General features: G+C 47.4%; 15 protein-coding genes. 6 read left to right on the top strand and 9 right to left on the bottom strand.

Features of this window, described 5'->3' with window-relative positions; all coding sequences use genetic code 11:
• Positions 1-10: 10 nt before the first annotated feature.
• Entirely contained in the window at positions 11-328 is a 318-nt protein-coding gene (locus GY843_RS14670; RefSeq protein WP_297310685.1) for a Rieske (2Fe-2S) protein, read from the bottom strand.
• Complete coding sequence (locus GY843_RS14665) at positions 328-1,851, bottom strand: AAA family ATPase (RefSeq protein WP_297310684.1); 1,524 nt, start codon at positions 1,849-1,851, stop codon at positions 328-330. The genes GY843_RS14670 and GY843_RS14665 overlap by 1 nt, the downstream gene beginning before the upstream one ends.
• Positions 1,852-1,896: 45 nt before the next feature.
• Between GY843_RS14665 and mrcB the strand changes: the two genes are divergently transcribed.
• Both mrcB and GY843_RS14655 read left to right on the top strand, forming a co-directional pair.
• Positions 1,897-4,227, top strand: a complete 2,331-nt coding sequence (gene mrcB, locus GY843_RS14660; protein ID WP_297310683.1) for a penicillin-binding protein 1B — start codon at positions 1,897-1,899, stop codon at positions 4,225-4,227.
• Entirely contained in the window at positions 4,215-4,805 is a 591-nt protein-coding gene (locus tag GY843_RS14655) for a tetratricopeptide repeat protein (protein WP_297310682.1), read from the top strand. The genes mrcB and GY843_RS14655 overlap by 13 nt, the downstream gene beginning before the upstream one ends.
• Positions 4,806-4,815: 10 nt before the next feature.
• On the opposite strand, the gene GY843_RS14650 is transcribed toward GY843_RS14655, so the two are convergent.
• The 5 genes from GY843_RS14650 to GY843_RS14630 all read right to left on the bottom strand — a co-directional run bounded on the left by GY843_RS14650 (position 4,816) and on the right by GY843_RS14630 (position 9,658).
• Positions 4,816-5,298 (bottom strand): CBS domain-containing protein, encoded by a 483-nt coding sequence (locus GY843_RS14650; RefSeq protein WP_297310681.1) that lies wholly within the window; start codon positions 5,296-5,298, stop codon positions 4,816-4,818.
• Positions 5,299-5,379: 81 nt separating this feature from the next.
• Positions 5,380-5,991: a hypothetical protein gene (locus GY843_RS14645; protein ID WP_297310680.1), complete on the bottom strand. Its 612-nt coding sequence runs from the start codon at positions 5,989-5,991 to the stop codon at positions 5,380-5,382.
• Between the two features lie 18 nt (positions 5,992-6,009).
• Complete coding sequence (gene hemL / locus GY843_RS14640; protein WP_297310679.1) at positions 6,010-7,293, bottom strand: glutamate-1-semialdehyde 2,1-aminomutase; 1,284 nt, start codon at positions 7,291-7,293, stop codon at positions 6,010-6,012.
• Between the two features lie 16 nt (positions 7,294-7,309).
• Entirely contained in the window at positions 7,310-7,939 is a 630-nt protein-coding gene (thiE, locus tag GY843_RS14635; RefSeq protein ID WP_297310678.1) for a thiamine phosphate synthase, read from the bottom strand.
• Between the two features lie 18 nt (positions 7,940-7,957).
• Entirely contained in the window at positions 7,958-9,658 is a 1,701-nt protein-coding gene (locus GY843_RS14630; RefSeq protein ID WP_297310677.1) for a chloride channel protein, read from the bottom strand.
• Positions 9,659-9,890: 232 nt separating this feature from the next.
• Here GY843_RS14630 and argC point away from each other — a divergent pair, with 232 nt between their 5' ends.
• From argC to GY843_RS14615, 3 genes are all read left to right on the top strand, one after another.
• The gene (argC, locus tag GY843_RS14625; RefSeq protein WP_297310676.1) at positions 9,891-10,925 is read left to right on the top strand and encodes an N-acetyl-gamma-glutamyl-phosphate reductase; all 1,035 of its coding nucleotides are present in this window, start codon (positions 9,891-9,893) and stop codon (positions 10,923-10,925) included.
• 62 nt (positions 10,926-10,987) lie between these two features.
• A complete protein-coding gene (gene erpA / locus GY843_RS14620; RefSeq protein ID WP_297310675.1) occupies positions 10,988-11,344 on the top strand; it encodes an iron-sulfur cluster insertion protein ErpA in 357 nt (118 codons plus the stop codon).
• Positions 11,345-11,436: 92 nt separating this feature from the next.
• Entirely contained in the window at positions 11,437-11,889 is a 453-nt protein-coding gene (locus GY843_RS14615; protein WP_297310674.1) for a DsrE family protein, read from the top strand.
• Here GY843_RS14615 and GY843_RS14610 read toward each other — a convergent pair.
• A complete protein-coding gene (locus GY843_RS14610; RefSeq protein WP_297310673.1) occupies positions 11,886-12,998 on the bottom strand; it encodes an anhydro-N-acetylmuramic acid kinase in 1,113 nt (370 codons plus the stop codon). The genes GY843_RS14615 and GY843_RS14610 overlap by 4 nt on opposite strands.
• Complete coding sequence (locus GY843_RS14605; protein ID WP_297310672.1) at positions 12,998-14,377, bottom strand: peptidoglycan DD-metalloendopeptidase family protein; 1,380 nt, start codon at positions 14,375-14,377, stop codon at positions 12,998-13,000. The genes GY843_RS14610 and GY843_RS14605 overlap by 1 nt, the downstream gene beginning before the upstream one ends.
• Positions 14,378-14,598: 221 nt before the next feature.
• Here GY843_RS14605 and tyrS point away from each other — a divergent pair, with 221 nt between their 5' ends.
• The gene (tyrS, locus tag GY843_RS14600; RefSeq protein ID WP_297310671.1) at positions 14,599-15,897 is read left to right on the top strand and encodes a tyrosine--tRNA ligase; all 1,299 of its coding nucleotides are present in this window, start codon (positions 14,599-14,601) and stop codon (positions 15,895-15,897) included.
• The last annotated feature ends 565 nt before the right edge of the window (positions 15,898-16,462 follow it).

Below are 16,462 nucleotides of genomic sequence, written 5' to 3'. Positions count from 1 at the left end.
AATGCTAAGGCTACAGTTCTACCAGAATATCCTCGCCCTCGCGGGTGAAAGTGACACTGTTTAGACGGTCTTCAACGCAAGGCCCAGAAATGCATTCCCCGGAATCTATTTTGAACAAGGCTCCGTGAGTTGCACACTGGATGAAGGTTTTGTCGTAATCAAGGAACTGATCTGGCTGCCACTCCAGAGGGATGCTGCGGTGGGGGCAGCTATTTTCATAAACATACAGCTCACCCCTATATTTTACTGCCAGTAATCGAGTACCCTCGATTTCGAATCCTTTGGCGCAGCCTTCTTCGATATCGCTGAACTTACATAGAAACTGCATTAGAAAATGACTTCCTGAATCCGTAACTGCTCAAGCAAACGTTGGATCGCCTCGTCATCATCAGTGTTAACGCTAATGGTAATCTTTTTCTCTTCCTCAGTTAGTTTCTGCTGGTGTTTAAACTGGTCCTGCATCACAGTGATATCTGCATCAGAGATATCATTACCTTCACTGGTGCGGCGTTTAAGGCGGGCTTCAATCAGCTTCATTTCACACTCACATGAGATGATGCGCATCGGTACGCCAAGTTTTTCTGCGAGATCCATATAGCTTTGTCGTGTGCGCTGACGGATCGCTGTGGCATCAACCACAACGGAATAGCCGTTACGCAACAGTTCTGCACTGGTATCCAGCAGGTGATTAAAAGTGAGAGCGTTCATCTGTGGGCCGTAAAGATCTCCCAGCTTTTCACCTTTCAGGCTTAGTTCTCGATAGAGGCGCTTACGCTCAACATCGGAACGGACACGGATAGTATCGGTCTGATCAACTAGTTGTTGGCTTAGATGGCTCTTGCCACTACCGGAAATACCGTTCATCAGGAACAGTGCCGGCTTGTGGTCCCGCGCATAATAATCGGTCAGACGAAGATAGCGGCGAAGCGTTGGGATGTCATGCATGTCACCCAGTACTGACACTTTAGCGCGTACCATAGAGCGGTATGCTTTGTAGAAATTCAGCAGCGGTAGCGCCTGATAATTACCGCTGATTTCCAGGTAGCGGTTGAGGCAGCGGTTGGCCCAGCGGAACTCACCATTGGCCTCAAGATCCATCAGCAGAAAAGCTATGTCGCTGATGGTGTCGATCCAGCGGAACTGGAGATTGAATTCGATGCAGTCAAATAGACGCAGTTCATCGTGATAGAGGGTGATATTGGCGAGGTGAAGGTCGCCATGGCACTCACGCACGTGGCCTTCCGCTTTACGCTGTTCTATCAAGGGTGTGAGTTTACGGAACTGCTGGGCGGTGTATTGCGATAACTGCTGCACCTTACTCCAGTCATCCAGATCTGAGATGGAATCGGTAATATGCAGAAAATTATCGGATACCACCTGCCAGATAGTATCGGGTTCGCCCCATGGACTGTCTTTAGCAACAATGGGAATCCGGCCATGAAAATCAGCGATTTGTTCAGCTAGTGTGTCGATCCAGCTAGGTTCGAAACGATGGTTTTGCAGTAACAGATCCAGGCGTTGTTCCGGGTTGAACTGTTGCATCTGCACAGCGTATTCAATGATATCTTCTTCGGCGCCGAAAACTGGCTCCTCAGGAGTGCCACCGATGGCGATCACCTGTTGATAAATATCGGGAGCTAAACGCTGATTCAGGCGTAATTCTTCATCACAGAAGTGCTGACGTTTAGCGAGCGTGGTAAAATCCAGGAAACCAAAATCCACCGGCTTCTTAATCTTATAGGCATATTCGCCGGTTAAGATCAGCCAGGATATATGGGTTTCTATCACTTCGATCTGTTCGACCGGATGGGGATAGAAATCTGCATTTTTCAGTGAATCAATGAGCGTCATACACGTTCTATATGGCCTGCTAAGGAAGGGCATTATACTTAGCCAATGACAAAAAAGAGAGCATCAAAATCATCTAGTCGTGGTCCTAAGGCAAAAAAACCACGCAGCTTTCTGAAAAAACTACTGTTTCTTTTTTTTAAGCTTTCCCTGTTAGGTCTGGTACTCGGTGGTATCGGCCTGATCTATCTTGATATCCAGATTAAAAATAAATTTGAGGGTAAGCGCTGGGCGTTGCCAGCAAAAGTTTATGCTCGCCCTTTGGAGCTCTATCCCGGCCAGGTACTAAGTAAAACAGCCCTAAAGCAGGAGCTGCAGGGTTTGGGCTATCGTTTTGTTAACCAGGCGAGTCAGCCTGGGATGGTGGAATGGGCCGCCAATAGAGCACGAATTTATACGCGGGGATTCTCATTCCCGGATTCAGAAGAGGCGGCTAAAAAACTGCTGTTGAGTTTCCGTGGCGATCAATTGGTTTCTATCAATGATAGCCGGGGTCAACAGGTTTCACTCAGCCGTCTAGAGCCTATTCTGATTGGCGGTATCTATCCGCGTGATAATGAAGATCGTGATCTGATACGTCTTGATCAGGCTCCAGAGTACCTGAAAGAAGCGCTTATCCAGATTGAAGACCGGGATTATTACCAGCATTTCGGTATCTCTCTGCGCGGTATTGCTCGTGCTATGTGGGTTAATATCCAAGCGCGCCGTTTTGTGCAGGGGGGCAGTACCCTGACTCAGCAGTTGATCAAAAACTTTTATCTCACATCGGATCGGACTCTGGCGCGGAAACTGATGGAGATCCCAATGGCTGTGCTGCTGGATCTGCATTATGACAAGGATGAGATTCTGGAAGCCTATCTGAATGAAGTTTATCTGGGGCAATCCGGTTCACGCGCGGTGCATGGATTTGGCTTGGCAAGTCAGTACTACTTCGCCCAGCCAATCAATGAGCTAAAACTGCATCAGGTTGCGCTGTTGGCGGGTATGGTAAAAGGCCCTTCCTACTATGATCCAAGACGTCATCCGAAGCGGGCAAAACAGCGCCGTGATCTAGTGTTGAAAGTTTTGCAGGAACAAGGCGTTATCTCCATGAAGCAGCGTTTGGATGCCGAGAAGCGTTCTCTGGGAGTTGTGAAACAACGCAGCCTGCATAAGGGGGCTTACCCGGCTTATCTGGATCTTGTGAAACGCCAACTACGCGAAGAATACCCCGAAGAAGTTTTAAGCTCTGAAGGGCTGAAAGTTTTTACCAGCCTTGATCCTATGGTGCAGGCTAACAGTGCGGCAGCACTGGCGAATACCATTGATTCTCTGCAAAAGCGCTATGGTAAACCTGTTAAAGCGTTACAGGGCGGTATCGTTGTTACCGATCCACAAACCGGTGAGGTGCTGGCGCTGGTGGGCGGTAAAAATGCCCGCTATCAGGGCTTTAACCGCGCTCTGGATGCGCGTAGACCCATCGGTTCTCTGGTTAAGCCGGCAGTATTTCTTGCCGGTTTGGAGAATGGTTATACATTGGCATCGTTGTTAGATGATCAGCCAATCAGTGTACCTCTGCCTAATGGCAGTAGCTGGATTCCTCAGAACTTTGATCGTACTAGTCATGGCAAAGTACCGCTGTTCCGCTCACTGGCAAAATCATATAACCAGAGTACCGCACAGTTGGGTATGGATATTGGTCTTGATAACGTAGTGGATATGTTGGAGCGGCTGGGTATCGAGCGGGAGCCGAAGCCTTATCCATCCCTGCTGCTGGGCGCTGAATCAATGAGCCCATTTGAGATTGCGCAGGTTTATCAGACTATTGCGGCGAATGGTTTCAGAACACCGATGCGTGCTATTCGATTGGTGACTGATGCTGAGGGGCAAGAGTTATCCCGTTATCCGTTTGAAGTGAAGCAGGTGGTGTCCGCAGAAAATATGCACCTGATTCAGTATGCTTTGCAGGCAGTGACCCGTGAAGGTACTGCCCGTTCAATCTACAACCGTTTACCTGCAGCAATGAACGTGGCTGGTAAAACGGGTACCAGTAATGGTCAGCGCGATAGTTGGTTTGCAGGCTTTGCTGGTGATCGTATGGCGGTGGTTTGGTTGGGGCTGGATGAGAATGGCAAGTTACCATTTACAGGTTCTGGTGGTGCGCTTAGAGTCTGGACTGATCTGATGGTGAAAGAGAAACCTCACTCATTTATGGCGGTCCAACCTGAAGGAATTGAGTATCATTGGGTGGAAGAACAAACAGGGCTGTTAGCAGCAGAACACTGTGAGGGTGTTCGCCAGCTTCCGTTCATAAAAGGTACAGCTCCAAAGCAATATGCTGAATGTGCTGCAAAACAGCAAGATGAGTCTTTAGATTGGTTTAAACGATGGTTCAGGTAGTTAATAAGTTAGTAAAGAAGCTAGCAAAGCAATATAAGAACACCCTTGTAGGTATCGCTGTACTGACGCTAGCGGGCTGTGTAAGTGGAACAGGAGGTTACCGTCCACCGGTCGAGGATAGAACCGGTAGCGGTGAAGTTGTGCAGTCTGTTGAGCCAGCGTCTACGGGTGTTGTCGTTAAGCCAACTATCATCCGGGAATCGCGCACTGAGCAACCAGTCGCGGTTCCCGTTCCTACCGCAGCAACATCTCGTGCACAGAACCCAGCTGTAATCGCTTTGCTTGATACGGCTAATAAGCAGAAAGTTAGTGGCTCTATGAATGCTGCGCAGAGTAGTCTCGAAAGAGCACAACGTATCGCCCCGCGGGATCCAGAGATTTATTTCCAACTTGCTGATATTCAGCGTTTGGAAGGTCGTTGGAACCAAGCAGAGCAGTTGGCACTTAAAGGCACCAATATGGCGATAGGCGATGCCATCATGCTACGTCGCCTATGGCTATTAATCGCTGATATTCGCGAATCCTACGGTAATTACAGTTCTGCCACAAAAGCTCGCCAGCAGGCAATGCAGTACTAATACGACAGCGTTAATTGTCTGCAACTAGCTTAAGAATATCTAATGTAGATATTACTCCGCAGATCTCCCCCTTATGACTGACAAAAACGCGGTGGATGCCGCGTTCGTGCATTAATCCCGCGATCTGAGGGATGGAGCTGGAAAGCTCTGTTGTAATCACCTCTCGAGTCATAATTTCACCGACCAGATGGTTCTGATGTTGATTACCTTCGGATAGCCCCAGCTCGTCCGGGCTGATCCCTTCCAATGAATTAAGATAGTACTGTGTCATTGGGTTTTCAGTCAGCGAATGTTTTGGATTAACGTCAAAATTTATGATATCGCTTAGGCTAACTACCCCGATGATCGACCCCTCTTTAGATAGGACAGGCGCTCCGGAAACACCGTTCTTGTTGAAGAAGTCGATTAGAGACTGGATCGACATGGTTTCGCAAACGGTGAGAAGTTTGTACGACATAATCTGTTCGGCTGTGATTTCAGATAACGCAGACATGGTAATACCTCTGTTTAAATAAAGGAGGTTTTAGGAACGGTTTCGAACGTCGTGACTTTAAAGATAGCTTAATCTGTCGAACTAAGCTGAAGTTGTGTTTTCTTTAGGGGCCAGGTGTGTAGAGCACAAGGCAAGGGTAAGCAGTGCTCCAGAAAAAGTCAGCGCATAGGCTAGTGTGTTGCTATAAGCAGGTAGAAGGCTATGTTTGCCAAACAGAAGCAGACTCAGAGCGAGAAGGGCGGTGGATAGTAGGGTGATGAGACGAGCTGGGCCGATCAGTTTAACGGCGCTGTACGCCATTACTGCAACGCAGGTGATAGCCATAAATTGGCTATATTCATTGCCGTAACTCATTCGGCGGCATAACTCGAACAGAGCAAAAAGCGCAAGTAACCAGCGCCCCCAGGCCGCTTTACTCCATTCAAATCTATGTGCGGTATCCAATAGAGCGCTGGCGATAAAAGGAATGGCAGCGTAATAGGCAAGGTTATCCAGTATGCGAATCAGAGTTTCAGAATCTTGATCTGCTCCGGTGAACAAAAGGTTCGCTGCTGCAGAGGAGGCTATAAATGCTGCAGAAAGACTGATGACCATAGTAGCGGTATGCTGGGTTTTCTCAGCTACACGATAGCTACGCCCTGCCAGTAGCAGGGCGCAGATCAGGATAATGCCTGTAGTTAATATGGTCATCATAATTAAGCAGAAGCAGGTCTATTTCAGAGAAGCGAAGACCTTATCAGCCGCAGCCAGTGTTGCCTCTATATCTTCTTGAGTATGAGAAGCGGATACAAACCCTGCTTCAAATGCAGAAGGGGCCAGATATACGCCTTGCTCCAGCATGCCGTGGAAGAATTTAGAGAAACGGTCTGAATCGCAGGCCATAGTTTCGGAGAAGCTGGTTACCTGCTCCTGATCTGTAAAGAACAGACCGAACATGCCGCCAACACGGCTAGTTGTGAAAGGAATGCCATTGGCCAATGCTACAGCTTCCAAACCTTCGGTCAGGAACTCCACTTTAGCGCCCAGTTGTTCGTAGAAATCAGGTTTAGATACTTCATTCAACATAGTAAGACCGGCAGCCATCGCTAGAGGGTTACCGGAAAGAGTACCTGCCTGGTAAACAGCGCCTAGTGGAGCGATATGTTCCATAATTTCACGCTTGCCGCCGAATGCACCTACAGGCAGGCCACCACCAATGACTTTGCCCAGTGTGGTCAGGTCGGGTTGAACATTGTAAACCGCCTGCGCGCCGCCCAGAGCAACACGGAAGCCTGTCATTACTTCGTCAAAGATCAGAACAGTGCCGTACTCATCACATACTTCACGCAGACCTTCAAGGAAGCCTGGAACCGGAGGGATGCAGTTCATGTTGCCTGCCACCGGTTCAACGATAATGCAGGCGATCTGATCACCTACTTCAGCAAATGCTTTACGCACGCTGTCGATATCGTTGTGAGTCAGGGTGATCGTGTGTTCTGCTAGTGATGCCGGCACGCCCGGAGAGCTTGGCTCACCCAGTGTCAGCATGCCTGAGCCTGCTTTTACCAATAGAGAGTCTGAGTGACCGTGGTAGCAGCCTTCAAATTTTACAATCTTGTCACGTTTGGTATAACCGCGTGCCAGACGAATTGCGCTCATGGTTGCTTCAGTGCCGGAGCTAACCATACGGACCAATTCCATGGACGGCATGATTTCGCAAACTTTGTCAGCCATCTCAATTTCGATTGCAGTTGGTGCACCAAAGCCCAGACCGTTATCAAGAGATTCACGTACCGCATTGATAACCGCTTCGTTACGATGCCCTAGAATCATTGGCCCCCATGAGCCTACATAATCGATGTATTTCTGATCATCTTCATCAAACAGATAAGCGCCTTCGCCGCGTTTGAAGAAGATTGGCGTTCCGCCAACACCCTTGAATGCACGTACCGGCGAGTTTACGCCACCTGGAATATGGGCCTGGGCTGCCTGGAAAAGTTCTTCGGAACGGGACATTTTCTATCTCTCTGAATCAATTTTTAAAAAGCTGGTGGAACTGCTTTGCTGTGGCTGTAATGTTGCCCTGAGCATATAGAGCATGGATGACAGCCACCATGTCAGCACCAGCTGAAATAATCTGGTCTGCATTATCCACGCTAATGCCCCCAATCGCCACTATTGGTAACTCAACTTTTTGTTTTGCTTCCTGCAGTAAGTCCATGGGAGCGGGTTTTGCATCAGGTTTTGTCTTGGAAGGGAAGAAAGCGCCAAATGCCACGTAATCAGCCCCTTCAGTTGCTGCTTTTTCTGCCAGTTGAATCGAATCGTGGCAGGTGACCCCGATAATGGCATCAGGCCCGAGCATTTCTCTGGCTTCAGTAACAGCTCCATCACTCTGGCCCAGATGAACCCCCGCTGCCCCGATGCCCGCTGCAAGCCCCGCGTCATCATTGATTAGCAGGATAGCTTTGTGTTGTTTGCATAGGGTGTTGAGAGCAGAGGCCTGCTCCACTCGTTTTTTAAGGTCCGAGGATTTATCTCGGTATTGGATGATCTTTGCCCCGCCTTTTAGGCTTTTTTCAACCTGTTTCAGCATACTGGTCAGATCAGGCATCAGTTGCTGATCAGTAATGCCGTATAGGCCCGAGAGTCTGTTTTGCATAAGTAAGGTCTGTTTAAACTAATTCTGACGGTAGTGTTGTTCTATCTGATTACGAGTTAGAAGGCCGCAGATATTCTGGTTGGAATCCAAGACGCAAAGGGCTTCAACGCTATTTTCGCTCATTTTATCCAGCGCTTCCTGCAGTGTGGCTTTTTCATCGATATCTGCAGTATCAAGGCGAAGGGCAGGCATGGTGAGCAGATCTATATCATCATGGGGCGCCAACTGGCGAGTCATGGTGTGCAGATCGCCGGGTGAGAGTAACGAGTATTTATTCTCTGAATCAATTACAACCCAGGATGGGTCGTTTTCCAGAGCACTGAGTGCGCCCTGACAGGAAATAACCGAATCTGCTTTTACGAAATTAGTGCTCATCAGACTACCAACAGCGGAACGGTTTAGTACCTGATTCAGCGGTTGATAGCGGTAGTCCATCCCCTGTATCTGCATACTGGCAACAAAGATTGATGGCATTTTGAATACGTAACGGGCAATCAAATTGGAGATCACTATGGAGATCATCGCAGGGAAGATGATATTTGGGTTACCGGTTAGCTCCAGGATGGCAACTAAAGCTGCCATAGGCGCGTTAGCTACGGCACCCATCATGCTGCCCATGCCTAGCATGGCGTAAAAACCAGCGTGGGCTACTTCTTGATCTACAACGTCTGCACCTAACGCGCCTAAAATCCCACCGGCTATAGCGCCAATAAAAAAAGTTGGGCCGATCAATCCAGCGGGTAAGCCTAGGCCTAATACTATGGGCGTTAAAAGGCATTTGGCCAGGAGAATACCCGCTAGAACAGCCAGAGTAAGCTCGCCCTGAAGGACTGAACTGATAGTGTCATAGCCGATGCCCATGACTTGAGGGTAGAAAACTGCGCAACCGCCGGTTAATACTCCAGCTAGAATCAATTTGGACTTATAAGTTAGTACTGAATGCTGAGACCATTTTAGAGTTTTGGTCATAATGTAGATGAATGCCACCGCGAGCAGGCCGATCATTCCGCCTAGGAATATCACATAAGGGACTTCCTGCAGTGATTGAATATTCATTGCTGGCACAGTGAGCACCAGATCCCGGCCAAACATAAATTGCACAACTAAAGCGCCCGTGGCAGCAGCTACCATAACAGGCATAAACCCTATAACGGTGTACTCTAGAAGAACCACCTCCATTGCAAACACTACTCCCGCTAGTGGAGTGTTAAATGTTGCAGCAATGCCGGCGGCACAGCCGCAGCCGGCCAGAATTCGTAAGGTGTTATTAGGTAGCTTCAGGCGTTGACCTAATTGGCTTCCGCAAGCAGCTCCTAAGTGAATGGCTGGACCTTCTTTACCACAGGAGTGACCAAACAGGAGGGCAATACAGGCAGCGAAGAACTGCACGATTGCATTTTTAAGAGGTAGGTTGCTCTGGTGGTAAGCCATTCGCTCCAGAAGATGAATCACGCCAACTTTTCTTCCGAGAGGCGTAACGCGGGAGAGGACCGCAATCAGTAAAAGGCTACCGATGATAGGAAGGCAAAAACGCAGCCAAGTAGGAAGGGACTCAAAATCATCATTTATCCCGCTTGGTAGAAACTGTTCTAATGGCATTTCCAGCAGCAAACGGAACGTGCCGAGCACAACTCCACAGATGATTCCGCAGATTATTCCAAGCACCACCATCTGCGGTAGGGCTTCGGTATGGGCCAGCCGGTGGCGGAAGTGTTGCATTGAAAAAGCGTATCTGAGCATATTTATTAATGGTCATTAAAGCTGCTGCTTTGTATTATATGCGGTCTGCGTAGTCAGAATAGTGCATCCTCGACTCAGTTTAGCTCTTTTTACTGCTGAATTTATACAAATGAATCAACAGGTTGGAAAGAGATAGTCGGGCGTTGTCGCCATTACACAGTAATCTTGTTTTATACGTTACCAGTTTTTCATCCCTTTGAGAGGTCCTTTCGTGATTAAGGTAGGTATTGTAGGTGGTACCGGTTATACCGGCGTAGAGCTGCTTCGTTTGTTGGCAAATCATCCTAATGCAACGGTAGAGGTGATTACTTCCCGTTCTGAGGAAGGTGTCAGTGTGGCTGATATGTATCCAAACCTGCGAGGCCATCACGACCTTAAATTCACAGTACCTGATGTGGAAACTTTGAGTGGCTGTGATGTTGTTTTCTTCGCAACTCCACACGGCGTTGCTATGAATATGGCTGCAGAGCTGGTGGCTAAAGGCGTTAAGGTTATCGATCTGGGTGCAGATTTCCGTATTAAAGATCTGGAGTTGTGGTCCAAGTGGTACGGTATGGAGCATACCCAGCCGGAGATGGCTGAGCTGGCGGTATATGGTTTGCCAGAGGTAAATCGTGAGCAGATAAAAGATGCTCAGCTGATTGCTTGCCCTGGTTGCTACCCAACAGCTACACAGTTGGCTTTTCTGCCACTGATTGAAAACAAGTTGATTGATCATCGTCGCCTGATTGCAGACTGTAAGTCAGGCGTGAGCGGTGCTGGACGTGGTGCAAAAGTTGGAATGCTGCTTTGTGAAGCCAGTGAAAGCATGATGGCTTACGGCGTACCTGGACATCGTCACCTGCCAGAAATTAAGCAGGGTTTGTCTGCCGCGGCTGAGCGCCCGGTTCATCTGACCTTTGTTCCTCATCTGACGCCGATGATCCGTGGTATCCACTCCACTTGTTATGGTGTGCTGAAAGATCCAGTTGATCATGATCTGCAGACTCTGTTTGAAGAGCGCTATGCGAACGAGCCGTTTGTAGATGTGATGCCCGCAGGTTCACACCCTCAGACTCGAAGTGTTAAAGGTGCGAACCAATGTCGTATCAGTGTGCACCGTCCGCAGAATGAAGACACCGTAGTGGTGCTTTCTGTTATCGACAATTTGGTTAAAGGAGCTGCCGGTCAGGCGATCCAGAACATGAATATCATGTTCGGTCTGGATGAGAGTGCAGGGCTGAATATCGTAGGGTTGATGCCATAATACTTGACTGAAATGCTAGGTTAAGGTGATAATTGCGCCAATCTTTATGAGTAGAAGTTCCTATGATTGAAACAGTAGATCCAAATGCAGAGTCAGCTATGGCCTTTACGGCCGCAGCTGCCGCAAAAGTTAAGTCGTTGATCGACGAGGAAGAAAACGACAATCTGAAACTACGTGTGTTTATTACAGGTGGTGGTTGTGCAGGTTTTTCCTATGGCTTCACATTTGATGAGTCATCCGCTGATGATGATACTGTTGTCGAGCGTGATGGCGTTACTATGGTTGTTGACCCGATGAGCTTCCAGTACCTTGCTGGTGCTGAGGTGGATTTCAAAGAGGGTTTGCAAGGCAGTCAATTTGTTATTAACAATCCGAATGCAACGACAACCTGCGGTTGTGGTTCCTCATTCTCTATCTAATATACCCTCCTAACAGGTTATGGCTTGCAAGTTCATAACCTGTTCAGATACCTTCTGTTAAATATCTAATATTTCTATTACAGGAGAGAATTATGTCCAGACTGTTGGTGAGTGTGTTTCTGGTGTTGTTCTCTTTTGCTATTGCCGCAGAACCGTTGCAGTCCCCTGCGGAGCCTGATCTGGCAAACTCACGTTATCTGGCATTGATAAAGAATAACAGTGCATCTGAAGTTGAGATGTTGTTTGAGCGTGCGAGTTTATTGGCGGATAGTGTTAATGACTTGAGTTCTTATGAGCCTATCGTTTTTGTTCTTCATGGTGAGGAAGCGCATGCATTCCGTAGCCATAATATGGAGCGTTACAAAAGCCTATTAGAATTAGCGGAGCGTTTGGAGCAGAGAAATATCATTGATATTAGGGTGTGTGAAACTTGGATGCGGATCAATGGTGTTGATCGTTCTGAGCTGCCAGTTTTTGTTGATACAGTGCCTCTAGGGCCTTCAGAAGAGCTAAGGTTACGCAATCAGGGTTATCTGTATTTCTAGGCTTGGTAAATAGCCCCGAGAATTCTTTCTCCGCTGGCGCCGGTAGCGTCACTGATATTACCTGTTTTCCCCTCAAGGCAGCGCATCGCCAGCCAGGCAAATGCGGCTGCTTCCATCCAATCTGCTGCAATTCCGGCTATATCTGAGTTTGCGATATCCGCCGTTGGCAGGGCTGATCTGAGCTGTTGTAGCAAAAACTGATTGTGACTACCGCCGCCACATACTAATAATTCGAAATCGGAGTATGGAGTGAAGCGCTTAATGCAGTCGGCAATGGTGTATGCGGTTAAGGCGGCAAGGGTTGCTTGAATATCTTCCGGATGAATATCACTGAAATTGTGCAGCTTCTGTTTTAACCAGTTTAGGTTAAATTGCTCGCGCCCTGTGCTTTTTGGTGGTGCTTCCTGAAAATAATCCAGCTCTAGAAGAGAAAAGAGCAGATCATTATTGATCTTGCCTGATGCTGCCCAAGCTCCGTCTTTGTCATAACCAAGCTGGCGTTGATCGTTGATCCAGGCATCCATAAGGATATTGCCGGGACCTGTATCAAAGCCGGATATTGGTTTTTCCGGGTTCGAAGGTAGGTATGTGATATTCGCCATACCACCAATATTAAGCAGAACCCTGTCTTTTGCTGAGTTATGCAGCATCGCATGGTGAAATGCTGGAACTAGCGGGGCGCCTTGTCCGCCTGCAGCCATGTCTCTGCGTCTGAAATCGGTAATGGTGGTAATGCCTGTTTGCTCTGCAATGATATTGGCATCACCAATCTGCAGTGTAAAGCCTAACTCAGGACGATGGCGGACTGTTTGTCCGTGGCTGCCTACAGCCTTGATCTTGCTTCTATTAAGATTATTGCTATTGATTAGCTGGTTCGTTGCCTTGGCGAAAAGTTGGCCGAGCTGGATATCAATCTCGCCCATGCGGTCGATTTCATTATCGCCGGGTAGCATCAGTCTCGTGATACTTTGTTTTAACTGATCTGGAATAGCTTCAGTATGGGTGGCAATAAGTGTGAATTTAGGTTCAAAGCTAACCGCAACGGCATCTACACTGTCCAAGCTGGTGCCGGACATGAGACCAACATAAACAGTAGCTTGGTTATCCATTACTTATTGTTCAGAGCCAGTGTAGTGTTAGGGGTTGTGGCTTGATATGTTTCAAGTTGTGCCAAAAGCGCGCTTGCTGCAGTTTTAAAAGCGCCTTGTTCGCTCTTCGTTATAGGCGATGCTTGTGGCAATTTGACCGTTAATGGGTTTTTGTGAACACCATTGAGGCGGAACTCATAATGTAGATGAGGGCCGCTAGCTAAACCAGTTTTGCCAACAAAGCCAATAATCTGGCCTTGCTTGACTCGTGTGCCCACGCGTTGACCGCGTTTGAATGCGTTCATGTGCGCATAAAGCGTAGTGATGTTGCTACCGTGTTGCACGATCACTACATTACCGAATCCACCCTTTCTACCTCGGAAAATGATTTTACCGTCACCGGCAGATTTAATTGGCGTGCCTGTGCGAGCAGCATAGTCAACGCCGCGGTGAGCGCGGATCTTATTCAGTACTGGGTGTTTGCGCTTCAGGCTAAAGCGCGAGCTGATGCGTGCAAAATCTACCGGAGAGCGCAGGAAGGCTTTGCGCATACTGTAACCTTCAGGGGTGTAGTAGCTGCTATCGCCATTTGTATCGGTATAACGAAGTGCAGTGAATTTTGTGCCGCGATTGATAAATTGTGCTGCAATGATTGGGCCTTCGCCAATCTTCTCGCCATCTAGGAAGTGCTCTTCGTAAATTAGGTTAAAGCTATCGCCTTTGCGAATATCCAGCACGAAATCCACATCCCAGCCAAAGATGCTCGCCAGCTCCATTATTTTTTTACTGGATAGTCCTGCTTCTTCTCCTGCGAGGAAAAGAGAGTCGGTGATCGTAGCAGATGTATATTGATGTTGGATTTTCGGTTGGCGCTCAATCTGCTGGATATCGAAGCCGTTAAGAGTACGTGTCAGTAGTGTACTCTTCAGATCTGATTGAACATGACGAAGTTTGTTTAACTTGCCATCTTCTATTAGGAAAGAAAGTGTCTGTCCAGGGAACAAGCGGGTAAATGATTTTGAAGCTTTGCTAGCTTGAGAAACATAGTAAACATCGGTAGCCGTTAAACCGGCCTTTTTGAACATGGAGGTCAGGTTATCGCCAGACCCTACCGTATAGTCCGTCCAGTTTTCTTCTGTAGCTGGTGCTTCTTCTGCTGTAACTTCTGCTGAAATGCTTGGGAGATTTGTTGTGTCAGTTTGTGTGTTAGGGGCAATAATAATAGCTTCAACAGCAGTAGACTTTTCAGCCGGGGCGTCGGTTGCAATAACGCGGGTGGCTTCAACTTCCTGAGACGGGAGTAATAACAGGGTCAGGCCAAGAATAAAGACACAAGCGCTGACGGCTACCAGATGAACAGTTGGAAACTGTCCCCGGAAATGATGGAAACGATTTAGCACCCTAATTCCCCTTCGTTTTTATAGCTTTAAATTGGGCTGCTGATAAGTAGTGGCTGCATTATGCCACTCTAATTTATAAAAGTCGGCGAAAAAGTATAAAACTTAAGCTTGGCTTAACGCTGATCAAGAAAATAAAAGGGTATCAGATTTGTTTGCTGGGCTTGCTGCCGCTAAAATAGCGCTCTTTTTTTAACGACATCATCTAAAGGTGATCAAAAGCAATGAGTGAAACACTTTTACAAGACCTGAAAGCGCGCGGACTGGTTGCGCAGATGACCAGCGAAGAAGAACTGGAAAAGCATCTGTCTGATGGAAGTGTGACACTTTATTGTGGCTTTGATCCTACTGCAGATAGCTTGCATATCGGTAGTTTGGTGCCTCTATTGACCCTAAAGCGTTTTCAGCAGTTTGGTCATAAGCCGCTGGCGCTGGTAGGTGGTGCTACAGGCCTAATTGGTGATCCGAGCTTTAAAGCTCAGGAACGTAAGCTGAACGATGACAGCACTGTTGCTGGCTGGGTTGAGAAAATCAAACAGCAGGTTAGTGCATTTATTGATTTCGACTGCGGTAATAACAGTGCAGAAGTAGTTAATAACCTGGATTGGACGCAGAATGTCAATGTTCTGACATTCCTGCGTGATATCGGAAAGCATTTCTCTGTTAACCAGATGATTGCCAAAGAGTCTGTTAAACAACGTATCGATCGTGAAGGTGCGGGTATCTCCTATACCGAATTCACTTACATGATCCTACAGTCATATGACTTCCAGCAGTTGAATGCTTCCCATGGTTGTACTCTTCAGATCGGTGGTTCTGATCAGTGGGGTAATATCACTGGTGGTACAGAGCTGACTCGTCGTATGAATGGTAATCAGGTATTCGGTCTGACGTTGCCTTTGATTACTAAATCAGACGGAACAAAGTTTGGTAAAACAGAGTCGGGTACAATCTGGCTGGATGCCAGCCGCACATCGCCTTACGCGTTCTATCAGTTCTGGTTGCAGACTGCTGATGCAGATGTATACCGCTTCCTTAAATATTTTACTTTCCTATCTGTATCAGAGATCGATCAGATTGAGAAAGAAGACTCTGAACGCCAGGGTCGTCCAGAGGCGCAGCGTATACTGGCTGAAGAAGCTACTCGCCTTATTCATGGCGAAGAGGGTCTTGCTGCTGCGAAGCGCATCACTGAAGCGCTGTTCTCGGGAGATACTTCTGATCTGAGCGAAACTGATTATGCTCAGTTAGCACAAGATGGCCTACCGTCATCAGAGCTCGACCTTGCGGCTGTGGCTGAAAGTCCACTGACAACAATTCTATCTGAAGCAGGTATGGCTCCAGGTGGTAAGCAGGTAAAAGACGCTCTGCAGCGAAATGCTGTTATCGTTAATGGGCAGGCTCATGGTATGGAAGACAACATGAATGCCACGGGTGTGTTTGCGAATGATAAAGCGCTATTCGGAAAGTACTTCCTGGTTAAGCTAGGTAAGAAGAAGCATCACCTGTTCTCATTGGTATAAAATTGCTTCTTCTATATACGTAATTTGAAAAGGCGTCGTTAGACGCCTTTTTTGTGCCTGTTTTATGCATGTTGTTTAAGTTTTGATCGCGCTTGTTTGTTCTTTAGTCACTGACTGTATGGTATTTGGTCAGTTTTGTCTTTTTTTTAATTTTTTTAAGTTTTTTTACAGATAGCGGTTGACCTGATTTTATATGTCTGTAGAATTCGCCGTCCTTGCTTAGGGAGGCCGCAAATTAAGGCGGTTTTGAACGACGCAAGGTGTTGAGTAAGTGGTTGAAAACGTTATGTTTTTAGATTGCTTACGCGGCAGGATTCAAAGTTCCGACGCTGAGTAAATTAATTTACAAAATTGCAAAATAAACGGTTGACTTTGAATGAGCGCAAAGTAGAATATGCGCCTCGCTTGAGACGAACGGCACACGCTGCTGAGAGTCAAAAAGCAACGCTCTTTAACAATTTGATCAGATAATTCGTGTGGGCGCTTGTTGAGAAGAAGCAAAGACTTTTTCTAGACAAGCAACCAAGTGAATTCATTTAAGCGATTTACAAATAGGTTTAACGTT

Origin of the sequence: Neptuniibacter sp. (genome assembly GCF_024231755.1) — a bacterium.
Classification (GTDB): Bacteria; Pseudomonadota; Gammaproteobacteria; order Pseudomonadales; family Balneatricaceae; genus Neptuniibacter.
This window is presented reverse-complemented; position numbering and strand designations above follow the sequence as displayed.